Genomic DNA, 20,029 nt, shown 5'->3' with positions numbered 1-20,029 from the left:
TTTGTTGGACAGGGCCGCCAGCGAAGAAGTGGCGCCCATAGCCCGCGCGCGGGGAGGAGGATGCCATGGCCGACGGCGCGACCGGAGCGGCGATCCAGGTGCGGCCCCAGCCCTCGGGCTTCGGCGCGGAGGTCACGGGCCTCGACCTCTCGAAGCCGCTGGATGCGGGGACCCTGGCGCAGGTGAAGGACGCCTGGGCGCGGCACGCGGTCCTGGCCTTCCCCGATCAGCCGCTGACCCTCGACGAGCTGGAAGCCTTCACCCTGCAGATTGGCCCGTTCGGCGACGATCCCTACGTCGCGCCGATGGCGGGCCACCCGAACGTGCTGGAGGTGCGCCGCGAGCCCGACGAGAAGACCACCCCGTTCGGCGGCAACTGGCACTCGGACTGGAGCTTCCAGGAACGCCCGCCCGCGGCGACCATCCTGCGTTCCGAGATCGTGCCCCCGGTGGGCGGCGACACCCTCTACGCCGACGGCGCGGCGGCCTACGACGCGCTGCCCGACGAGATGAAGGCGCGGCTGGCGCCCCTGCGCGCCGTCCATTCGGCGACCCGCGCCTATGGGCCGAAGAGCGGCTACGCCCGCGAACTGGAGGTCCGCTCGATGCCCATCATCGTCAGCCCCGACGCCGACAAGACCTGGGCCCATCCCCTGGTCCGCACCCACCCGGTGAGCGGCCGCAAGGCGCTCTTCATCTCGCCGGTCTACACGGTGGGGATCGAGGGGATGACGCCGGACGAGGCGGACCCGCTGCTGCGCGACCTCTACGCCCACATGACCCAGGAGCGGTTCGTCTACCGCCACGTCTGGAAGGCCGGGATGCTGGTGATGTGGGACAACCGCTGCACGATGCACAATGCGCTGGGCGGCTACGACGGCCACCGCCGGGTCATGCACCGGACGACGGTGGCGGGAGAGGTCCCGGTCTAGGCGTCAGTCCAGGGCGTCGGGCGCCGGGCGCAGGAAGATCAGGCCGGCGAGGCTAAGGACGCCGGCTGCGACGAGGTAGTAGCCGACCGGGGTCAGTCCGCCTTTGTCCGCCAGCGCCTGGGCGGCGACGGGCGCGAGGCCGCCGCCGATGATGCCGCCCACGTTGAAAGCCATCGATGCGCCAGTGTAGCGCACCCGCGGCGGGAACAGGCTGGGCAGGAAGGCGCCAAGGGGGCCGTAGACGAAGCCCATGGCCAGTAGCGCCAGCGACAGCCACGCCCAGATCAGGGGCAGGGAGCCGGCGCCCATCATCGCGCCCATCGCGAGCCCCACCAGCACGGTCGCCCCGCAGCCGGCGATCAGCACGCGGCGCGGACTGCTCGCGTCCGACCAGTAGCCGGCGGCGACGATGCCGGCCGCCAGGAACAGGATCGCGCCCAGCTGGACGGCGAGGAAGGTCTCGCGGGTGTAGCCCAGCTTCGCGGTGCCGTGGCCCAGCGCGAAAGCGGTGGAGATGTAGAAGAGCGCGAAGCAGGCGACGACGGCGAAGGTGCCGCCCAGCACGGCGCCCAGATGGCGCTTCACCACCTCGGCCATGGGCACGTGGCTGGCCTCGGCCTCGGCGAGGGCCTTGGCGAAGGCGGGCGTCTCGCCGATCCGCAGGCGGATCCACAGGCCCAGGCCCACCAGGATCGCGCTGGCCAGGAACGGCAGGCGCCAGCCCCAGGCCAGGAAATCCTCGGCCGGCATGGCGACGCCCAGGACCAGGAACAGGCCGTTGGCGGCGATGAAGCCCACCGGGGCGCCGAGCTGCGGGAACATGCCGAACCGCGCGCGCCAGCCGGGCGGGGCGTTCTCCACCGCCAGCAGGGCCGCGCCACCCCACTCGCCGCCCAGGCCGAAGCCCTGGCCGAAGCGCAGTAGGCACAGCAGCGCCGGCGCGACCCAGCCGGCCATCGCATAGGTCGGCAGGAAGGCGATGAGCAGCGTCGAGCCGCCCATCAGCATCAGCGAGGCGACCAGCGTCGACTTGCGCCCGATCCGGTCGCCGAAGTGCCCGAAGAAGGCTGCGCCCACCGGCCGGGCAAAGAAGGCCACCGCGAAGGTGGCGTAGCTCTGCAGGAGCTGGGCGCTCTCGGACGACTTGGGGAAGAACAGGTGCGGGAACACCAGGGAGGCGGCGGTCGCATAGATGTAGAAGTCGTAGAACTCGACCGCCGTGCCCACGAGGCTGGCCGCCAGCACGCGGCGGTTCGAGGCGCCGCCGGCGCCGGCTTGGGTGGTGGTGGTCACGCGGAACTCCCCTCGTTGCGCACGGCTTCGCGCCCAAGGAGCCGGCGGTCAAGCCGCATGGCCTTTTCCGTGGTTTGCCACTACCTCAGCGGCATGAGCGCCCAGATCGATCCGTTCTACGCCATCTCCATCAGCGGCTTGGCCCAGAAGCTGAAGGCCGAGGGACGCTCCATCATCCACATGGAGTTCGGCCAGCCGTCGACCGGCGCGCCCAAGGCCGCCATCGAGGCCGCTCATGGCGTCCTGGACCGCGAGGCGATGGGCTATTGGGAGAGCGCGCCGCTCAAGGCCCGCATCTGCCGGCACTATGCCGACACCTATGGCGTCGAGGTCGAGCCTGGCCAGATCACGCTCACCTGCGGCGCCTCGCCGGCGCTGGTGCTGGCGCTGTCGGCCACGTTCAAGCCGGGCGACGTGATCGCGATGGCGCGGCCGGGCTATGTCGCCTACCGCAACAACGTCAAAGCCCTGCACATGGTCCCGCTGGAGATCGCCTGCGGGCCCGAGACCCGCTTCCAGCTTACCGCCGACCTGCTGGCGAAGATCGAGCCGGCGCCGGCGGGCGTCATCCTGGCCAGCCCGGCGAACCCCACCGGCACCGTCATTCCCGGCCCGGAGCTGGAGGCCATCGCCAAGGTCTGTCGCGAGCGCGGCATCCGCATCGTCTCGGACGAGATCTACCACGGCCTCAGCTATGCCGAGCCGACGCACTCGATGCTGGAGTTCGAGCCCACGGCGATCGTCGTGAACAGCTTCTCCAAGTACTTCAGCATGGCCGGCTGGCGCCTGGGCTGGCTGATCGTGCCCAAGGCCGAGGCTTCGCGCGCCGTGGCTTACATGGGCGCGCTGTTCCTCACCGCGCCGTCGCTGGCGCAGCACGCGGGGCTGGTGGCCATGGACTGCCGTGACGAGCTGGAGGGCCACGTGGCCACCTATCGGCGCAACCGCGAACTGCTGCTGGAGGCCCTGCCGGCCCTGGGCCTGGAGAAGATCGCTCCGCCCGATGGCGCCTTCTACATCTGGGCCGACGTGGGCCAGCTCACCGACGACAGCCTGTCGTTCTGCAAGCAGCTCCTCAAGGACACCGGTGTCGCTACCGCGCCCGGCATCGACTTCGATCCCGTCGAAGGCAGGCGCTTCATCCGCATGAGTTTCGCCGTCTCGACGCCGGAGATCGAGGAAGCCATCCGGCGCCTCGTGCCGTGGTTCGCCGCCGCGCGGGAGCGGGCGGCGGCTTAAGGCTCGCGGTAGACCCGCCCCTCCTTCATCACGAACCGCACGTCCTTCAGCGCCGCGATGTCCCGGGTCGGATCGCCCGTGACAGCCACCAGGTCCGCAAGCTGCCCCGGCGCCACGCGGCCCAGCCGGTCGTCCAGTTTCAGCAGCTTCGCATTCGTCGCCGTCGCCGTCGTCAGAGCCTCGACCGGCGTCATCCCGGCCCGGGTCATCCAGTCCAGCTCGCGCCAGCTCTGCCCGTGCGCGAACACGCCCACGTCGCTGCCCGCGCCCACCGTGACGCCCAGCTTCAGCGCCAGCCTCACGGTCTCCGCAGCCTGGGCCATGGCGGGAGAGGGCGGTCCGCCGGGCTTGTAGCGGCCGCCGTACTCCGAGGTCGCGGCGACGGCCTCCAGCGTCGGGACCAGCGCCGTCCCCCTGGCCTTCATCAGCCTCAGCGTCGCCTCGGACGCCTCGTAGCCGTGCTCGACGGTGTCGACGCCGGCGGCGACGGCGCGGCGGATACCCTCGTCGCCCGCGGCATGGGCCGCCACCGGCCGGCCGAGGTCGTGGGCGGTGCGCACCAGGACGGCCAACTCCTCCTCGGTGAAGGCGGGGCGCACGGACGCGTCCGGGCCGATGCGGTAGTCGGCGTAGACCTTGATCCAGTCGGCCCCCAGCGCGGCCTGCTCGCGCACCGCGGCGATGATCTCGTCCGCGCCGGAGACTTCCTGCGCGCCTTGCGGCAGGTCCATGTCGGAGCGGAAGCCCTTGCGCGGGCCGTAGGCGCCCTTCGCCACGATGGCGCGCGTCGTCACCAGCAGGCGGGGGCCGGCGATGGTCCCGTCGGCGATGGCCTTCTTCAGCGAGACGTCGGCGTCGCCCGCGCCCTCCGTGCCCAGTTCGCGCTCGGTGGTGAAGCCCGACATCAGCGTGCGCTCGGCGTCCCGGCCGGCGCGCAGCACGCGGTAGAACGGCGCCTCTTTCAGCACCTGATCGTCCCAGCTCGCCTCGTTGTAGGGATGGAGCAGCAGGTGCGAGTGCATCTCGATCAGCCCCGGGATCAGCGTCGTTCCGGGCAACGCCACCACCTGTGCGCCCTCGGCGGAGACTTGGGCCTTGGGACCAACGGCGGCGATCCTCTGTCCTTCCACCAGCACGACCCAGCCCGCCTGCGGCGCGGCCTGGCCGGCGGTCCAGACGGCGTCGGGCTGCAGGAGGGTGCGGGGCGCGGACTCGGCTGCCGCTGCGCTCGCCAGCGCGAACCCGAGCGCGGCCAGAGTTCCTAAAAGTTCCTTATTCAACGGATTGGACTCTCAAAAAGGGAGTGATAGGGAATATTGGGGCGTATCGGAGGCGGATGTGTCGGAAGAGGTCTACACGGTCGAACAGTTCGCCGAGCGGCTGAAGCTGCATCCCAAGACGGTGCTCCGATTCATCCGCGAGGGGCGCCTGCGCGCGGTGAAGGTAGGCAAGTCGTATCGCATCCTGCGCAGCGAGCTGGAGGCGATGACGGGCGTCGTTCGTTCGCGCGGGCCCGCCGCGGCGGCGCGGGTGACCAGCATCGTCGACCTGCCGGGCGTCGATCCCGAACTGGCCCGGCGCCTGGCCCGGCAGGTTCCCGCCGTACGCACTGCCCAGGAAGCCCATCCCGACCCCATGAGCCTGGACGTCGCCTACGACCCCGCGCGGCGGGCCCTGAAGATCGTGATCGTGGGCTCGATCGAGGACACCGCGGTGATGCTGAAGATGGTCCAGGTGATGGCGGGAGGCGCAGGATGATCGTCGAGACCTTCGGCGGCGTCCGGGTCGGCGTGTGCCCGGCCGAGGGGCCGAAGCTGGACGGCGAACGCGCCGCCGCCGACATTGTCGGCGACCTGTTCGGCGCGGGCGCGCGGGTCGTGGCGATCCCCGTCGAGCGCCTCGGCGAGGGGTTCCTGACCCTGCGCACCCGGATCGCCGGCGAGGTGGTCCAGAAGTTCGTGAACTACGGCTTCCGGGTCGCCTTCGTCGGGGACATCTCCGAGGCGGTCGCCGCCAGCGACGCCCTGCGCGACTTCGTGCGCGAGTCGAACCGTGGCCAGCACGTCTGGTTCGTGGCCGACATGGCCGAGCTGGCCGCGAAGCTGGCTTGACCTTCCGGGCGTCGGCGTCGTCTTTCGCGCACGTCACCCAGGAGATCGCCATGCAGACCCGCAAGCTCGGCCCGTTCGACGTTTCCGCCATCGGCCTCGGCTGTATGAGCCTCTCGCGCGCCTACGGCTCGCCCCCGCCGCGCGAGCAGGCGGAGGAAGTGCTGCTGGGCGCGCTGGACGCCGGCTACACCTTCTTCGACACCGCCGCGGTCTATGGCCTGGGACACAACGAGACCCTGGTCGGCGAGGTGCTGAAGCCGCATCGCAGCAAGTTCACGCTGGCCTCGAAATGCGGGATCACCGACGCCACCGGCACGCAGCGCGGCATCGACGGGCGGCCCGAGACGCTGAAGGCCCTGTGCGACGTCAGCCTGAAGCGCCTGCAGACCGATGTCATCGATCTCTACTACCTGCACCGCTGGGACAAGAAGGTGCCCATCGAGGAGAGCGTCGGCGCCCTGGCCGACCTGGTGAAGGCCGGCAAGATCCGTACGATCGGCCTGTCCGAAGTCTCGTCCGACACGCTGCGGCGCGCCCATGCCACGCACCCGATCACCGCGCTGCAGACCGAATACTCGCCCTGGACCCGCAATCCGGAGCTGGGCGTGCTGGACACGTGCCGCGAGCTGGGCGTCGCGTTCGTGGCCTTCTCGCCCGTGGGCCGCGGCTTCCTGGCGGGCGGCTCGCCCGACCCGTCGCAGTTCGAGGAGGGGGACATCCGCCAGGCCATGCCGCGTTTCCTGGGCGACGACTACCAGGCGAACCTGAAGCTGCTGGAGGCCTTCAAGGCGATCGCCGCGGACGCGGGCTGCACCCCGGCCCAGCTCTGCCTGGCCTGGCTGCTGGCGAAGGACCCGATCATCATCCCGATCCCCGGCACCTCGAAGCCGGCCCACATGCGCGAGGACGCGGCGGCGGCGGCTGTGGTCCTGTCGCCGGAGATCGTCGCCCGGGTGGACGCGACGGTGAACGGCGCCACGGTCTCCGGCTCCCGCTACTCGGCGGCCCTCCAGGCGTCGGTCGACACCGAACGGATGCCGTCGGAGGCCTAAGGGGTCGAGGAGCAACCGCAGAAGGCGCGGGAGCCTGCGAAAGGCCCGATCGGGGGGAGCCTTCCACGCTGCCCGCGCCTCCTGCGGTTTCGAGGACGCCGGGGCGCGCCTCGGTCGGGTGGCCCGTCAGGCCGCGAGACGGCGGCGGCGCAGCATGGCGCCGGCCCCACCGAAGCCCACGATCAGCAGGCTCCAGGTGGCGGGTTCGGGGACGCCGCCGACCGGGGTTTCGGGCAGGCTGAACAGGTTCTCGCTGAACTGGATGTAGGCGCCTTCGGGAATGTCGAAGCCCTCGGCGAAGGCGATGGTCGGATCGGCCCAGGCGTCGAAGCTGCTGTTCGGATTGCCAACCCGACCGTTGGCGGTGAGCTGGATCGTGTAGATCCGGTTGGCGATTCCGATCAGGTCGGTCTTGCCGCCGCCGTTCGGCTGCTGGATCCCGGCGCATGCGGTGATCGCCTTGCAGGAGCGCGCGTAGGCCAGCGACCTCGACTGCTCGGCGCCGAACAGGTCGACAGAGGCCTCTCCGAAGTAGGAGCCGGCGCCGCCGACCTGGGCCGCGGCGTCTATCGTCAGGTGGACGTCGGCCTGCACCGGGCTGATCACCGCGAAGTAGTAGCGGATCATGGCGTCGGCGATTTCGCCGTACCCGTCGGCCGTGGTCGAGCCCCACACGTGGGCCTTGAGGATGCCGTCGGCGATCGTCTCGGAACCGACCGTACCGTAGGTGTCGGAATGGACCACCTTCGAGGCGGCGATCCCGCCATAGCTGTCGTACCCGTTGCCGCCGCTGAACTTGGCGGCAGGGATGATGACCCCGGCGTTGGCCGAACCGGCCGCCAGGAGGGCGCCGGCGAGCGCGAGCGCCGGCAGACTACGCATGAACATGACTGGATACCCCCAAACCAAAACGGCCGGCATAGAGCTGCGGGGGAGGCGGTGCGGGAAGGCGCGGCGGCGTGCACCACGATGCACGCCGGGGCGCATCAGCCGGTTCGGGCGGGCTCTCGGTAGGCCGGGCCGCGGGCCAGCGAGCGGATCAGCGGCATCTGCAGCAGCCAGTCGCCGCCGCGCGCGAGCTCCGCCGGGCCGATGTCGCGCACCAGATGCGCCTGCAGCTCCGGCGGGATGGAGCCTTCGGGGGCGAGAGGGTCGCGCGCCGCGAACTCCAGGAAGCGGGCGTCGTCGGCCTCGCGGTCGCCCGACAGGTCCTCGATCCGCTCGAACATCATGACGAACGCGGTGGGCGTGCGCCCCACGTCGAGCGCCGAGCCCATGGCCAGGCCGTCCAGCACCTCGGCCTTGGGCGCGGCCACCCCGTTGAAGATGCCGAACACCATGGCTCCGCTGGTGACGTCGGCGGCGATGCAGACCAGCTGGTTGTGCAACGGCATCATCCAGCCCTCGCAGAACGTCCCGCCCGTGCCCATGCGCAGTTGCAGGAGGCCGGTGGTCTCATCGCGGCGGATCATGCCGTAGTCGTGGAGGAAGCGGCCGGGGTTCAGCACATAAGGGCGCGTCGAGCGGAAGAAGCCCTCGTAGGCCGCGCCGCGCAGGGCCGAGGTGGCGACCAACTGGTCCAGGATCGGCAGGGGCAGGCCGGGTAGGCCTTCCGGATCGGGCGGCGCCACCGCCGTCGGATCGGCGCCCAGGCGCGCGGCGAGGTCGGGCAGGGCACGGTCCCAGTCCAGCAGTGTGAAGCCGGGCGCGCGCTCGGCGACCAGGGTGGTGAGCCGCGCCAGGTTGTGGCCGGACGGGGTGACCGTCCCGTTGGCCCAGCGGCCGACGATGGACTTGTCCACGCAGAGGTCCGCCGCCAGCCGTCCGCGGCTGAGGTTGAGGACTTTGAGGGCAAGCGTGAACTTGTCGCTGAACTCCGACATGGCGCGAACCTGCCCGAAGGGCGGCGGCGCGCCATCCCCTCGCCGGGGGAGATCCGGCAAGTTTCAAGCGCAGAGCGTGCTGACGATCTCTTCCCGGCTGCCGACGCCCAGTTTCTGGCCAAGGTTGCGGACGTGGGTCACGACGGTGCTGGCGCCCATGCCCAGCCGCTCGCCGATCTGGGGGTAGGAAAGGCCGGTGGGGAGCATGCGGGCCACGTCCTGTTCGCGGGGCGTCAGGCTGCGATAGACGGGCGAGCGCAGCATCTTAACGCCCACCGGCAGCCGCTTCTCGATCTGGATCGCGATGCTGCGGGGTCCGCCATCGGCGTGGGGATCGAGGGCGTAGGCGCGGACCACGAAGCGGCCGTAGGCGGTCACCGCGTCGAGCCGGGCCGGCGGCGCGCCGATGCCCGACAGCGCCTTCTCGACCCGGTCGGCGAGGTCCCGGAGCAGGGGCCGGGCCCAGTCGTAGACATGGTCGCTCAGCAGGTTCAGGTCCGCTGGCACCCCGGCCGCGCCGTGCAGCAGACGCCAGGCGCCGGGGCTGGCGTGGCGCACGCGGCCTTCGAGGTCGGTTACGAGGATGGCCGCCTCGTCCTCCAAGTCGGTCTCGGGCCAGCGCTCCAGGTCGCCGGCGCGCCCAACCGCCTGGACGATATAGGGCCGCACCAGGCGCAGCAGCCGCATCTCGGCGTCGCTGAAGTCCTTCGCGTCCGGCGGCCGGCCGATGCCGAGGTTGCCGATGGGCCGGGCCCCGTCGCGAAGCGCGACGCCGGCGATCCAGTGGTGGCGGCCGACGCGGTAGACCTCGTCGTAGATCTCGGTCTCGCCGAACTCGGGGGTGAAGTCGCTGACCCGGATCACCCCCAGCGCGGGGTTGCGCTGCATCTCGAGCTGGCGGGGATAGAACCGGCCCTCCTCGCTGTTGAACCAGCGCTCGGCGTAGCGGGTGATCAGCTCGGGCCCCTGGTCGACGGTGACGTAGGCGTCGACCGGCTGGTGCGTCTCGTCCAGCCAGAGCATCGCCGCGGTTTCGAACGGCGCGATCTCGCCCAGCACGCCGACCAGCTCGCCGAACGCCAGGCGGTCGGGGAGACCCATGGCGGCCAGCCGCTGCACCGTAGCCATGGCGCGTCGCGCGCGTTGCGGCATCCCCGGACCCTAAGCTCCCTAGATGCGGCGCTCCAGGCCCGCCCAGAACGGCTCGCGCAACTTCCGCTTGAAGATCTTGCCCGAGTCTTCCCGCGGGAGTTCGGCGGCCAAGTCCACACGGCGAGGCATCTTGTAACCCGCGATATGCGCGCGGAGGTAGTCCTTGACCGAGGCTTCGGTGAGCTGGGCGCCCTCGCTGGGCTGGACGACCGCATAGACGGCCTCGCCGAACTCGTCGTCGGGGATGCCGAAGACGGCGCAGTCCGCCACGCCCGGCGTCTTCAGCAGCTCGGCCTCGATCTCGGCCGGATAGATGTTCACCCCGCCGGAGATGATCATGTCCTTGGCGCGGTCGCAGAGGTAGAGGAAGCCGTCCTTGTCGAAGTAGCCGATGTCGCCCGGCGCGATCAGGCCGGCCTTCTCGCTGTCCCGCCGCTTCTGGTCGTCGCCGTGGTAGGTGAAGTCGGCCATGGCGCGGGTGCGGGCGACCACCTCGCCGACCTCGCCGGGCGGCAGCGTGTTGCCCTCGGGGTCGATCACCCGCACGTCGGTCTCGGGCCAGGGCTTGCCCACCGTCCCGGGATGCGAGAGCCAGTCCTGCGACGTGCAGAACGTCACCGCCGAGACCTCGGTCGAGCCGTAGTACTCATTGATGACCGGCCCCCACCAATCGATCATCGCCCGCTTGATCGGCGGCGGGCAGGGCGCCGCGGCGTGGACCACGAACTTCAGCGACGACAGGTCGTACTTCGCCTTCACCGCCTCGGGCAGCTTCAGCAGCCGGTGGAACATGATCGGCACCATATGCAGGTGCGTGACCCGGTGTTCCTGGATCAGCGCCAGCAACTCCTCGGGATCGAAGCGCGGCTCCAGGATCACGGTCGCGCCCAGTCGCGCCGCGGTCAGGCCGTAGGCGTTGGGCGCGGAGTGGTACATCGGGCCGGTGATCACGGTGACGATCTCGTCCGGCGGCCCATAGCCCATGAAGCCGAAGGCGCGCCCGACGATCATCGCCGTAGCCATGGCCTGCTCGGCGGTGGGCGGCGCGCGGCGAACGCCCTTCGGGCGACCGGTGGTCCCCGAGGTGTAGATGATCGTGCCGGGCGCCTCGGCGCCGCTTGGCGGCAGCGGCTCGAACCCCTCCAGCCAGCCCGACCAGTCGATCATCCCGGGCGGCACGGGCGCGGCGTCGATCCCGTAGGCCTGGGCGATCTCGGGCGGGGTGGCCACCACCAGCACCGGCACGCCCGGCGGCAGCACGTCGCGGATGGGCGCGATCAGGTCGGCGTGGATCACGATCGCCTTCGCGCCCGAGTTCTCGAACAGGTAGGCCGCCTCGTCGGCCGTGTAGTGCCAGTTCACGGGCGTCGGATAGGCCCCCACGAGCCCCGCGGCGAAGCTGGCCTCGAAGAACGGCAGGTCGTTGCGCAGGTACAGCGCGACCAGGTCGCCCTTGCCGATGCCAAGGCTGGCAAGGCCGGCGGCCGCCCGCGCGGCGCGGTCCTGCAAGGCGGCCGGTTCCAGGCGCCGCGCGCCGCTGATCAGGTCTCCCATGGCGTCCTCCTACCGGAGCGGTTGCGGGAACTTCGGCAGGCTGTCGAAGTCCTCGGGCACATGTTCCAGGATCACGCGGGCCTTGGTCTCGGCGGCGATCTTCTCCACCAGGGCCATGCTCGCCAGCGTCTGCTCGCGGTTTGTGTTGAAGCGGGGCACGCGCCGCGCCGCGCGGCTGTCGGCGATGTGCCACATGTCGCCCGTCAGCAGCACCGGACCGCTCTTCAGGCGCACCAGCAGAACGGTATGGCCCGGCGTGTGGCCCGGGGCCTGGATGACGGTGACGGACTTGTCGCCGAAGATGTCGTAGGTGGCGTCGCCCTCGATCAGCGTCGTCTTGGCGTTCTCCAGCGCCGAGTAGGCGGCGAACTGCGCGCCGCCGCTGCGCGCCGCTGGCCGGAAGGCGTACGCCCGCTCGTCGGCGTCGACGATCCAGGTCGAGCCCGCGAACAGGCCGGCGTTGCCGATGTGGTCGAAATGGCTGTGCGAGATCGACAGGTATTCGATGTCGGCCGGCGTTAGGTCCAACTGCTTCAACTGGTCGGTCAGCTTGTGGGCGACCACGATCCCGCCCGGCGCAGTGTGGTTCGGCATGTCGAAGATCGCTTCGGGCACGCCGGTGTCCCAGATCAGGTCGCCCTTCGGATGGCGGATCAGGTAGCAGGGAACGACCATCGACGCCTTGCGATCCTTGTAGGCGCCGTCGTCGGCATAGCCGTTGGCGTCCTCCATGGTGAGCCGCCCGCAGTCCAGCGCATAGAGCTCCAGGCTCTTCGGCGGAGCCTTGGCGGCCTGGGCCGCGCCGGCCGCAAGGGTCAGCGCCGCCATGGCGGCGCCCAGCAGGCGAAGCTTCATCGGTTTCCTCGGGGTCGCATTCTCGTTGGACCGAGCGTGGCCTGGACGCGCCGCGGAGTCACGTCGTTCGATTGAGATTGACGGAACGTGTCGGCCCATATTGTATGAGTGTATGCATACACGGGAGCAATTGCTGGCTGGCATGCGGATCGAGGACAACGGCGTCCCGATCTATGTCCAGCTTCGCGACCAGTTCCTGCGGGCGATCGGCGCCCGTCACCTCGCGCCCGGCGACCAGATGCCGACGATGCGTCAGGTGGCGGTGGCCTTCCGCATCGACCTCAACACCGTCCGCCACGCCTACGACGAGCTGGAGCGCGCCGGCGCCCTGGTGCTGATCCGCGGCCGAGGCAGTTTCGTCGCCGAGGCGCCCGCCGGCCTCGAAGGCCCCGATCACGACGCGGAGGCCGAGCGGCTCGCCCGCCAGGTCCTCGCCACCGCCGCCGCCGCCGGGGTCGATCCCCGGCTGCTGGCCGAGAAGATCACGGCGCTCGCCGCCGCGAAGGAGGAAGTCCGATGATGAACGCCGCCAGTCCGAACCTTCGGATCGATCCGTTCGGCATGCCCAAGCTCCAATCCGTCAATCCGCTGGCGATGGTCCTTTCCGCCCTCGTCGTCACAAGCGGCGGGTTGCTGGCCGCCCTGGGCGAAGGCGATGGCGCGAAGTGGGCCGGCGCGGCGCTGATCCTGGTCGGCGCACTGATCCCGCTGACCCTCAAGATGGCCAACCAGTGGGAGCGGGCGATCGTCCTGCGCTTGGGGCGGCTGGACAAGGTGGCCGGGCCGGGCCTCTTCCTGGTCATCCCGGTGATCGACCAGGTCGCCTACTGGATCGACCAGCGGATCCAGACGACCGAGTTCAACGCCCAGCAGGCGCTGTCGAAGGACACGGTGCCGGTCAACATCGACGCGGTGATCTTCTGGCAGGTGCATGACACCGAGCGCGCGGCGCTGGAGATCCAGGACTACCGCCGCGCCATCTCGCAAGTCTCCGAGACCTCCCTGCGCGAGATGGTGGGCTCGTCGATGCTCTCGACCCTACTGGCCGAGCGCAAGGCGGGCGACGAGATGCTGCGCGAGGTGATCGGGCGCAAGATCGCCGACTGGGGCATCTCGGTGATCTCGGTCGAGATCCGCGACATCGGCGTGCCGGCTGGCCTGCAGGACGCCATGAGCCGCCAGGCCCAGGCCGAGCGCGAGCGGCTGGCGCGGATCGCCCTGGGCCAGGCCGAGCAGGAAGTGGCGGTGAAGTTCGTCGAGGCCGCCGAGATCTACGGCCGCTCGCCGGCCGCGCTGCAACTCCGCGCCATGAACATCATCTACGAGACCACCAAGGAGGGCGGGGCCACCATCCTGCTGCCGACGGCGATGGTGGACGCCATGAACCCCGGCGGGGTCCTGGGCCTGACCCAGGCAGCGCTGGCCGCCCAGCAACCCAAGGCCTGAGGAGGCGGGGATGATGGCGATCGTGGTGCGGTGGGCCGCGGGCTTCGCGTTCGCCGCCCTGGCTGTGGGACTGCTGCTGGCCGACGCAGCGCACGCGCAATCGGCGGCGGGGACCTGGCATGGGACCCTGGCGATGCGGACCGGGCCCCTTCGCCTATCTGTGAAGCTCGCCCCGGCGGCGGGCGGCCTGGAGGGCGCGGTGCTCAGTCCCGAGCAGTCCGCCGAGTACCGGCCGCTGGACGAGGTGAAGCAGTCGGGCGCCCATCTGTCCTTCAGCTACCCGCCCACGCGCGGCCGGTTCGACGGGGAGTGGGACGCGGCCCGCGGCGCATGGGTCGGCAACTGGACGACGCCGGTGGGGGACATCCCGCTGGTCCTGGAGAAGGGCGACATCCCCAAGGGGCCAGTGGTCGCTGGGCTCGACGGCGACTGGGAGGGCGCGCTCACGCTGGCCCAGGCCCGCCTGCGCCTGGTGCTGCGCGTGAAGACCGGTCCCTACGGCACCGTGGCCTTGCTGGATTCCCCGGACCAGCTCGCCATGGGAATGCCGCTCACCAGCCTGACGCGGGACGGCGACAAGGTGGCGTTCGCCTACGTCCAGATACATGCGCGGTTCGACGGCGTCCTGTCGTCCGACGGCCAGTCGATCGTAGGCGAGTTCCTCCAGGGCAAGCCGTTGCCCCTGACCCTGACGAAGCGGACGACGGCGCGCGTGGTCCGCCGGCCGCAGACCCCTGCGAAGCCGTACCCCTATCGCGAGGAGGAGGTCGCCTTCGACAGCGCGCCCGGCGTGCGGCTCGCCGGCACGCTGACCCTGCCGGCCGGGCCGGGGCCGTTTCCGGCGGCCGTGCTGATTACGGGCTCAGGCGCCCAGGACCGCGACGAGACCATCCTGGGTCACAAGCCGTTCCTGGTGCTGGCCGACGATCTCACTCGCCGCGGGGTCGCGGTCCTTCGCTACGACGACCGGGGTTTCGCGCGGTCCACCGGGGACTTCGCCAAGGCGACCACCGAGGATTTCGCCGTCGACGCCGCTGCGGCTGCCGCCTTCCTGCGCGGGCGATCCGACATCGATCCGAAGCGGGTCGGCCTGATCGGGCATAGCGAGGGCGGCATCGTCGCGCCGATGGTTGCGGCGAAGGAGCCAAAGACGGCGTTCGTCGTCCTGATGGCCGGCGTGGGCGCGCCCGCCGAGGCGGCCATGGCCGCCCAGCGGGCGGCGCTGACGCCCTACTTCGGCGGCTCGCCGGAACGCGCCCGGCAGAACGAGCTGCTGGTCGAGCACGTCCTGGCCGCGACGAAGGATGCGAAGGACAGCACTGAGGCCGAGGCTCGCGCGACGGTGGTCTTGCTGCGCGAGGGCGGGCCGCTTGGCATCAAGTCCGACAACGTGCAGCCGATGGCCCGCCAACTCGCCTCCGACTGGACTCGGAAGCTGATGGCCTACGATCCCGCGCCGACCTTGCGGGCGGTCAGGGCTCCGATCCTCGCCGTGAACGGGACCAAGGATCTGCAGGTTATCGCCGACCTCAACCTGGCGGGCATCCGCGCGGCGACGAAGGACAATCCCGACGTCTCGATCGTTCCGCTCCCCGGCCTCAACCATATGTTCCAGACCGCCGGCACGGGCGCCATCGGTGAGTACGCTGATATCGAGGAGACGATCGCGCCCATAGCCCCGAAGACCATCGGCGATTGGGTGGTGGCGCACACGCGGCCCTGACGCCGCGCGCGTGCTCGCGGCGGCGCGGTCAATGTGCCGCAGGCGTTTCAAAGACATGGCAAACGGCCGTTAACCACGGCGTCGCTTGGTGGAATTTCCAATCGAGGAAGACCTATGAGCGACACCTACGCCGTCCGTGAACGCCTGGATTTCATCGGCCTCGACGCCCGGAGCCGGGAGACGCTGCGCTCGCTCAAGCCGTTCATCCAGGCCGAGATCGGCCCGGCGCTGGGCGGGTTCTATACCCGGCTACGCGCCACGCCGACGGTGCGCGACTTCTTCCGGGACGACGCCCACGTGCTGGCCGCGAAGAACGGCCAGGGGCGGCACTGGGGCGTCATCGCCGACGCCCAGTTCAGCGACGCCTACGTCAACGGCGTGCGCACCATCGGCCAGACCCACGCCCGCATCGGCCTGGAACCGCGCTGGTACATCGCCGGCTACGCCCTCATCACCGAGGCGCTCCTGCGCCGGCTGGTCGAGGAGCGGTGGCCCAAGGGGTTCGGCGGCGGTCGCAACAAGGGCGCGGCCGAGGTCGCCGAGGCGGTGACCGCGCTCGTGAAGGCCATGATGCTGGACATGGACTTCGCGCTGTCCATCTACCTCGAGACGCTGGAAGCCGAGCGCCAGCGCCTCGAAGCCGAACGCCGCGCCGCCGAGGCCAGCCAGACGGCCGCCATGGAGGCGCTGGGCGCCGCCCTGTCGCGCCTGTCGCAAGGCGACCTGCGGACCCGGGTGGACGCGGACCTCGCGCCCGACTTCGCGCGGATCAAGACCGACTTCAACCAGGCGATCGACGCCCTGGAACAGGCCATGGGCTCGGTCAGCAACGTCTCGCAGGTGGTGGCCCAGGGCGTGCACCAGATCGGCGTCGCGGCCGACCACCTTTCCCGCCGCACCGAGCAGCAGGCGGCCAACCTGGAGGAGACCGCGGCGGCCCTCGAAGAGATCACCGTGGCCGTGCGCAAGAGCGCCGAGGGGGCGCAGGACGCCAGCCGCGCGGTCGCCGACGCCAGGTCCGAGGCCGAGCTCTCGGGCGAGGTCGTCGCCCAGGCCATCGACGCCATGGACCAGATCGAAAACAGCTCGGGCCAGATCAGCCAGATCATCGGGGTGATCGACGAGATCGCGTTCCAGACCAACCTGCTGGCCCTGAACGCCGGCGTAGAAGCGGCGCGGGCAGGGGAGGCCGGCAAGGGCTTCGCCGTGGTCGCGTCGGAGGTTCGCGCCCTGGCCCAGCGCTCGGCCGACGCCGCCAAGGAGATCAAGGCGCTGATCTCCCAATCGGGGGATCACGTGAAGGCTGGCGTCGCCCTGGTGGGCCAGGCCGGCCAGGCGCTGACCGACATCGCCGAACGCGTCACCACCATCGACGGCCTCGTCTCGGGGATGGCTTCGTCGTCGCAGGAGCAGACGCGAGCGATCAGCGAGGTGAACGTGGCGATCAACCACCTGGACCAGCTCACCCAGCAGAACGCCGCCATGGTCGAAGAGACCACCGCCGCGACCCATACGCTCGACGCCCAGAGCACGGAACTGTCCCGCCTTATGGCCGGCTTCACGGTTAGCGGCGCCGCGGCGGCGCCAGCCCGCAGGGCCGCCTGACGCCGGATCAGACGGGCGTCACCGGCAGGCGCAGAAACACGTGGCCGCCGGCGGTGGCCGGCGGCAGCGCGCCGGCGCGGATGTTCACCTGCAGCGACGGCAGGATCAGCGTCGGCGGCGCCAGCGTCGCGTCGCGCGTGCGGCGCATGGCGACGAAGTCCGCTTCGCTCACGCCCTCGTGCACGTGGATATTGCCCGAGCGCTCGTCCGCCACGGTGGTCTCCCAGCGGAACTGGTCGCGGCCGGCGGGCAGGTAGTCGTGCCCCACGAAGACGCGCGTCGCGGCCGGCAGGTCCAGGATCTTCCGGGTCGAGCGGTAGAGCGCGGCGGCGTCGCCGCCCGGGAAGTCGGCCCGCGCAGTGCCATAGTCGGGCATGAACAGCGTATCGCCCACGAACGCCGCGTCGCCGATCAGGTAGGTGACGCAGGCCGGCGTGTGCCCCGGGGTGTGCAGCACCGCGACGTCCAGTTCGCCGAGCGCCAGGCTGTCGCCCTCGTTCAGCAGGTAGTCGAACGCGCGCCCGTCGGGCGCCACGTCGTCGGCCTCGAAGGTGGGGACGAACTGCTTCTGGACCTCGACGATGTGCGCGCCGATCGCGACCTGCGCGCCCGTCTTGCGGCGGATGTAGTCGGCGGCGGACAGGTGATCGGCGTGGGCGTGGGTCTCCAGCACATAGCGCAGGTCCAGTCCCTGGCCCGTCACGGCGGCCAGCATCGCGTCGGCGGAGCCGGTCGACAGCTTCGCGGCCTTGGGCTCGAAGTCGAGCACTGGATCGATGATGGCCGCCTGGCCAGTGGCTGGGTCCGACACCAGATAGCTGGCGGTCGACGTAGCGGGGTCGAAAAACGCTTGAACGCGGGGTTGCATTCTCTGAGCCTCCTTGGCGCGTCCCTTAAATATTAGAACTTGCTAATTTAGCAAGTGCTCATATATGGAGCTTCATGTTCGATCTCGCGAACTTCGATATCGCCCGGTTCGAGGCCAGCGCGTCGGAGGCCGCTCGGCTTCTGCGCGCGCTCGCCAACGAGCGGCGTCTGATGATCCTGTGCCAGCTCGCCGATGGCGAACGGTCGGTCGGGGAGCTCCTGCCCCTGGTGGGCCTGTCGCAGTCGGCGCTTTCGCAGCACCTCGCCGTGCTGCGCGAGGAGGGCATCGTGGCCACCCGCCGCGAGTCCCAGACTGTGCGCTACCGGATCGCCGACCCCGCCGCCGTCCGCGTGGTGTCGACGCTCGCCGAGATCTTCTGTCCCCCTGACATGAGGTCTCCCCATGACTCTGATCCCGATCAAGCCGGAAGCCGCCGCTAGACGGCTGCAGGCCGGCAAGGCCGTCCTGGTCGACATCCGCGAGGCTGACGAGTTCGCGCGCCGCCATGTCCGCGGCGCCCTGTCGCGTCCGCTATCCGCGTTCCAGCAGGCGCATCTTCAGGTCGCGCCCGACGCCGACGTCATCTTCACCTGCCGCACCGGCATGCGCACGGGCGCCAATTGCGACCGGCTCGCCGCCGCAACGCAGGGTCCTGCCTATGTGCTGGAAGGCGGGGTCGACGCCTGGAGCGCCGAGGGCCTGCCGGTAGACGAGAACCGCAAGGCGCCGCTCGAGATGATGCGCCAGGTCCAGATCGCGGCCGGCTCGCTGGTGCTGGTCGGCGTCACGCTCGGCGTGCTCGTCCATCCCGCCTTCCTGGGCGTCGCCGCGTTCGTCGGCGCGGGGCTCACCTTTGCCGGCGCGACAGGCTTCTGCGGCATGGCCCGCCTGCTGGCCGTGATGCCTTGGAACCGCAGGGCGGCCTGACGATGGAACCGGGTCTTGTCGCCTACGCCGCCGCCGTGCTGAGCGGCGCCGTCGTCGGCCTGCTGCTGGGGGTGTTCGGCGGGGGCGGGTCTGTGCTGGCGACCCCGCTGCTGCTCTACGTCGTCGGCGTGCGCGATCCGCACGTCGCCATCGGCACGTCCGCGGCGGCCGTGGCGGTCAATGCGCTGGCGGGGCTGGCGGTCCAGGCCCGGGCCGGGCGGGTGAAGTGGCCCTGCGCCCTCGTCTTCGGGGCCGCGGGCCTGGCCGGCTCCCTCACCGGCGCGCACCTGGCCAAGCAGGTCGACGGCCAGAATCTGCTACTGTGGTTCGCCGCGGCGATGGCGTTGATCGGCCTCTCCATGATGGCGCCGAAGCGGACGGCGGGCGATCCGGGCGTGCGGCTCACGCCGGGGCTCACCCTGCGCCTGGCGCCCTTGGGCCTGGCCACGGGGGCCGCGGCCGGATTTTTCGGAATCGGCGGCGGCTTCCTGATCGTGCCCGGGCTGATGGCCGCGACGGGGATGACCCTGGCGCACGCAGCGGCCTCGTCACTGGTGTCCGTCGCGCTGTTCGGCGCGGCGACCAGCGCCAGCTACGCCGCCTCGGGCCTGGTGGACTGGGGCCTGTTCCTCGCGCTCGTGGCCGGCGGCGGCGCGGGCATCCTGCTGGGGACGCCGCTTGCGCGCAGGCTGGAAGGCCGCGCGGACCTCGCGCGCCGGATGTTCGCCGTGATGGTGATCTCGGTGGCGGCCTATGTGGCTTGGCGCGCCCTCTAGACCATCCCGGCCTTGCGCAGCGCCTGGTAGGACTTGATCACCCGCTGCAGCCGGTGTTCGCCCGAACGGTCGCCATTGTTGGCGTCCGGGTGCAGGCGGCGCACCAGCTCGGTGTAGCGGGCGCGGATCTTGGCGCTGTCGGCGTCCTCGTCCAGGTCGAGGTCGGCCAGGGCGTTGCGCTCGATCTTGCCCAGCTTCCGGCCGGCCGGCTCGGGCCGGGCGGCCTGCTGGCCCCCGCCGCCGAACATGTTGAAGGGATCGCGATATCCCTGGCCGGTGCCGAACTTGGTCTGGAAGGCCGCGGCCTCGCGACTCATCCGCCCAGCCTTCATCTCCCAGGTCGGACGGCCGCCGGTCATGATCTCTTCCTGCTGGCGGCGGCGGACCTCGCCCTCGGGCAAGCCGGCGAAGAAGTTCCAGTTGCGATTGTACTCGGCCGCGTGCGGCTGGCAGAACCAGTAGTGCTCGTTCAGCATCTCGCGGCTCTTGGGCGCGCGGGCGCTGGCGGGACGTCGGCAGCCGGGATGGTCGCATGCGCGTTCCCCCGGCTTCAGGGCATGGACGTCCTGTTCCGACTCGTCCTTCTCGGACGGCGGACGCACGCGGATATCCA

Annotated in this window: 21 protein-coding genes; 12 read left to right on the top strand and 9 right to left on the bottom strand. The window is 70.7% G+C overall.

Annotation, left to right across the window (positions count from 1 at the left end; all coding sequences use genetic code 11):
- Positions 1–65: 65 nt before the first annotated feature.
- On the top strand, positions 66–932 hold the full coding sequence (locus Q0L11_RS13620) for a TauD/TfdA family dioxygenase (protein WP_296597931.1): 867 nt from the start codon (positions 66–68) through the stop codon (positions 930–932).
- Positions 933–935: 3 nt separating this feature from the next.
- On the opposite strand, the gene Q0L11_RS13615 is transcribed toward Q0L11_RS13620, so the two are convergent.
- Positions 936–2,225 carry an MFS transporter gene (locus Q0L11_RS13615; RefSeq protein ID WP_296597930.1) on the bottom strand — a complete coding sequence of 430 codons (1,290 nt, stop codon included), beginning with the start codon at positions 2,223–2,225 and terminating at the stop codon, positions 936–938.
- A gap of 93 nt (positions 2,226–2,318) precedes the next feature.
- Here Q0L11_RS13615 and Q0L11_RS13610 point away from each other — a divergent pair, with 93 nt between their 5' ends.
- Positions 2,319–3,464 (top strand): aminotransferase class I/II-fold pyridoxal phosphate-dependent enzyme, encoded by a 1,146-nt coding sequence (locus Q0L11_RS13610; protein WP_296597947.1) that lies wholly within the window; start codon positions 2,319–2,321, stop codon positions 3,462–3,464.
- Here the strand turns inward: Q0L11_RS13610 and Q0L11_RS13605 are convergent.
- Entirely contained in the window at positions 3,461–4,744 is a 1,284-nt protein-coding gene (locus tag Q0L11_RS13605; protein ID WP_296597928.1) for an amidohydrolase family protein, read from the bottom strand. The genes Q0L11_RS13610 and Q0L11_RS13605 overlap by 4 nt on opposite strands.
- A gap of 58 nt (positions 4,745–4,802) precedes the next feature.
- On the opposite strand from Q0L11_RS13605, the gene Q0L11_RS13600 reads away from it, so the two are divergent.
- Genes Q0L11_RS13600 through Q0L11_RS13590 form a run of 3 tightly spaced genes read left to right on the top strand, consistent with a single transcriptional unit; the run spans position 4,803 to position 6,627 of the window.
- A complete protein-coding gene (locus Q0L11_RS13600) occupies positions 4,803–5,222 on the top strand; it encodes a helix-turn-helix domain-containing protein (RefSeq protein WP_296597926.1) in 420 nt (139 codons plus the stop codon).
- Positions 5,219–5,575: a DUF4180 domain-containing protein gene (locus Q0L11_RS13595; RefSeq protein ID WP_296597925.1), complete on the top strand. Its 357-nt coding sequence runs from the start codon at positions 5,219–5,221 to the stop codon at positions 5,573–5,575. Before Q0L11_RS13600 ends, Q0L11_RS13595 begins: the two co-directional genes overlap by 4 nt.
- A gap of 50 nt (positions 5,576–5,625) precedes the next feature.
- Positions 5,626–6,627 (top strand): aldo/keto reductase, encoded by a 1,002-nt coding sequence (locus Q0L11_RS13590; protein WP_296597924.1) that lies wholly within the window; start codon positions 5,626–5,628, stop codon positions 6,625–6,627.
- Positions 6,628–6,753: 126 nt separating this feature from the next.
- Here the strand turns inward: Q0L11_RS13590 and Q0L11_RS13585 are convergent, their stop codons facing one another.
- From Q0L11_RS13585 to Q0L11_RS13565, 5 genes are all read right to left on the bottom strand, one after another.
- The gene (locus tag Q0L11_RS13585) at positions 6,754–7,515 is read right to left on the bottom strand and encodes a PEPxxWA-CTERM sorting domain-containing protein (protein ID WP_296597923.1); all 762 of its coding nucleotides are present in this window, start codon (positions 7,513–7,515) and stop codon (positions 6,754–6,756) included.
- A gap of 98 nt (positions 7,516–7,613) precedes the next feature.
- Positions 7,614–8,510 carry a helix-turn-helix transcriptional regulator gene (locus tag Q0L11_RS13580; protein WP_296597922.1) on the bottom strand — a complete coding sequence of 299 codons (897 nt, stop codon included), beginning with the start codon at positions 8,508–8,510 and terminating at the stop codon, positions 7,614–7,616.
- Positions 8,511–8,573: 63 nt separating this feature from the next.
- Positions 8,574–9,662 (bottom strand): helix-turn-helix transcriptional regulator, encoded by a 1,089-nt coding sequence (locus Q0L11_RS13575; protein WP_296597920.1) that lies wholly within the window; start codon positions 9,660–9,662, stop codon positions 8,574–8,576.
- Between the two features lie 18 nt (positions 9,663–9,680).
- Positions 9,681–11,216, bottom strand: a complete 1,536-nt coding sequence (locus Q0L11_RS13570; protein ID WP_296597919.1) for an acyl-CoA synthetase — start codon at positions 11,214–11,216, stop codon at positions 9,681–9,683.
- Between the two features lie 9 nt (positions 11,217–11,225).
- Positions 11,226–12,071, bottom strand: a complete 846-nt coding sequence (locus tag Q0L11_RS13565; RefSeq protein ID WP_296597917.1) for an N-acyl homoserine lactonase family protein — start codon at positions 12,069–12,071, stop codon at positions 11,226–11,228.
- Between the two features lie 142 nt (positions 12,072–12,213).
- On the opposite strand from Q0L11_RS13565, the gene Q0L11_RS13560 reads away from it, so the two are divergent.
- From Q0L11_RS13560 to Q0L11_RS13545, 4 genes are all read left to right on the top strand, one after another.
- Entirely contained in the window at positions 12,214–12,591 is a 378-nt protein-coding gene (locus tag Q0L11_RS13560; protein WP_296597916.1) for a GntR family transcriptional regulator, read from the top strand.
- Positions 12,591–13,517 (top strand): slipin family protein, encoded by a 927-nt coding sequence (locus Q0L11_RS13555; protein ID WP_296597914.1) that lies wholly within the window; start codon positions 12,591–12,593, stop codon positions 13,515–13,517. The genes Q0L11_RS13560 and Q0L11_RS13555 overlap by 1 nt, the downstream gene beginning before the upstream one ends.
- A 10-nt stretch (positions 13,518–13,527) precedes the next feature.
- A complete protein-coding gene (locus Q0L11_RS13550) occupies positions 13,528–15,240 on the top strand; it encodes a S9 family peptidase (RefSeq protein WP_296597913.1) in 1,713 nt (570 codons plus the stop codon).
- Positions 15,241–15,354: 114 nt separating this feature from the next.
- Positions 15,355–16,845: a globin-coupled sensor protein gene (locus Q0L11_RS13545; protein ID WP_296597912.1), complete on the top strand. Its 1,491-nt coding sequence runs from the start codon at positions 15,355–15,357 to the stop codon at positions 16,843–16,845.
- Between the two features lie 7 nt (positions 16,846–16,852).
- Here the strand turns inward: Q0L11_RS13545 and Q0L11_RS13540 are convergent, their stop codons facing one another.
- Positions 16,853–17,713: an MBL fold metallo-hydrolase gene (locus Q0L11_RS13540; RefSeq protein ID WP_296597911.1), complete on the bottom strand. Its 861-nt coding sequence runs from the start codon at positions 17,711–17,713 to the stop codon at positions 16,853–16,855.
- A gap of 74 nt (positions 17,714–17,787) precedes the next feature.
- Between Q0L11_RS13540 and Q0L11_RS13535 the strand changes: the two genes are divergently transcribed.
- From Q0L11_RS13535 to Q0L11_RS13525, 3 genes are read left to right on the top strand one after another with little or no spacing between them, the layout of a single operon-like run.
- A complete protein-coding gene (locus tag Q0L11_RS13535; RefSeq protein ID WP_296597909.1) occupies positions 17,788–18,153 on the top strand; it encodes a helix-turn-helix transcriptional regulator in 366 nt (121 codons plus the stop codon).
- Positions 18,116–18,640, top strand: coding sequence for a rhodanese family protein (locus Q0L11_RS13530; RefSeq protein ID WP_296597908.1), 525 nt, complete (start codon positions 18,116–18,118; stop codon positions 18,638–18,640). The genes Q0L11_RS13535 and Q0L11_RS13530 overlap by 38 nt, the downstream gene beginning before the upstream one ends.
- A gap of 2 nt (positions 18,641–18,642) precedes the next feature.
- Positions 18,643–19,416, top strand: coding sequence for a sulfite exporter TauE/SafE family protein (locus Q0L11_RS13525; protein ID WP_296597906.1), 774 nt, complete (start codon positions 18,643–18,645; stop codon positions 19,414–19,416).
- Here Q0L11_RS13525 and Q0L11_RS13520 read toward each other — a convergent pair.
- Positions 19,413–20,029: DnaJ domain-containing protein (locus Q0L11_RS13520; protein WP_296597905.1), on the bottom strand; the 617-nt coding region annotated here is incomplete at its 5' end. The genes Q0L11_RS13525 and Q0L11_RS13520 overlap by 4 nt on opposite strands.

This window comes from Phenylobacterium sp., assembly GCF_024508875.1.
Classification (GTDB): Bacteria; Pseudomonadota; Alphaproteobacteria; order Caulobacterales; family Caulobacteraceae; genus Phenylobacterium.
This window is presented reverse-complemented; position numbering and strand designations above follow the sequence as displayed.

Excerpts from the sequence above, each read along its gene's own strand:
- Q0L11_RS13620 (WP_296597931.1), top strand. The coding sequence starts at position 66 with ATGGCCGACGGCGCGACCGGAGCGGCGATCCAGGTGCGGCCCCAGCCC.
- Q0L11_RS13610 (WP_296597947.1), top strand. The coding sequence starts at position 2,319 with ATGAGCGCCCAGATCGATCCGTTCTACGCCATCTCCATCAGCGGCTTG.
- Q0L11_RS13595 (WP_296597925.1), top strand. The coding sequence starts at position 5,219 with ATGATCGTCGAGACCTTCGGCGGCGTCCGGGTCGGCGTGTGCCCGGCC.
- Q0L11_RS13590 (WP_296597924.1), top strand. The coding sequence starts at position 5,626 with ATGCAGACCCGCAAGCTCGGCCCGTTCGACGTTTCCGCCATCGGCCTC.
- Q0L11_RS13585 (WP_296597923.1), bottom strand. The coding sequence starts at position 7,515 with ATGTTCATGCGTAGTCTGCCGGCGCTCGCGCTCGCCGGCGCCCTCCTG.
- Q0L11_RS13580 (WP_296597922.1), bottom strand. The coding sequence starts at position 8,510 with ATGTCGGAGTTCAGCGACAAGTTCACGCTTGCCCTCAAAGTCCTCAAC.
- Q0L11_RS13575 (WP_296597920.1), bottom strand. The coding sequence starts at position 9,662 with ATGCCGCAACGCGCGCGACGCGCCATGGCTACGGTGCAGCGGCTGGCC.
- Q0L11_RS13570 (WP_296597919.1), bottom strand. The coding sequence starts at position 11,216 with ATGGGAGACCTGATCAGCGGCGCGCGGCGCCTGGAACCGGCCGCCTTG.
- Q0L11_RS13565 (WP_296597917.1), bottom strand. The coding sequence starts at position 12,071 with ATGAAGCTTCGCCTGCTGGGCGCCGCCATGGCGGCGCTGACCCTTGCG.
- Q0L11_RS13560 (WP_296597916.1), top strand. The coding sequence starts at position 12,214 with ATGCGGATCGAGGACAACGGCGTCCCGATCTATGTCCAGCTTCGCGAC.
- Q0L11_RS13555 (WP_296597914.1), top strand. The coding sequence starts at position 12,591 with ATGAACGCCGCCAGTCCGAACCTTCGGATCGATCCGTTCGGCATGCCC.
- Q0L11_RS13550 (WP_296597913.1), top strand. The coding sequence starts at position 13,528 with ATGATGGCGATCGTGGTGCGGTGGGCCGCGGGCTTCGCGTTCGCCGCC.
- Q0L11_RS13545 (WP_296597912.1), top strand. The coding sequence starts at position 15,355 with ATGAGCGACACCTACGCCGTCCGTGAACGCCTGGATTTCATCGGCCTC.
- Q0L11_RS13540 (WP_296597911.1), bottom strand. The coding sequence starts at position 17,713 with ATGCAACCCCGCGTTCAAGCGTTTTTCGACCCCGCTACGTCGACCGCC.
- Q0L11_RS13535 (WP_296597909.1), top strand. The coding sequence starts at position 17,788 with ATGTTCGATCTCGCGAACTTCGATATCGCCCGGTTCGAGGCCAGCGCG.
- Q0L11_RS13530 (WP_296597908.1), top strand. The coding sequence starts at position 18,116 with ATGACTCTGATCCCGATCAAGCCGGAAGCCGCCGCTAGACGGCTGCAG.
- Q0L11_RS13525 (WP_296597906.1), top strand. The coding sequence starts at position 18,643 with ATGGAACCGGGTCTTGTCGCCTACGCCGCCGCCGTGCTGAGCGGCGCC.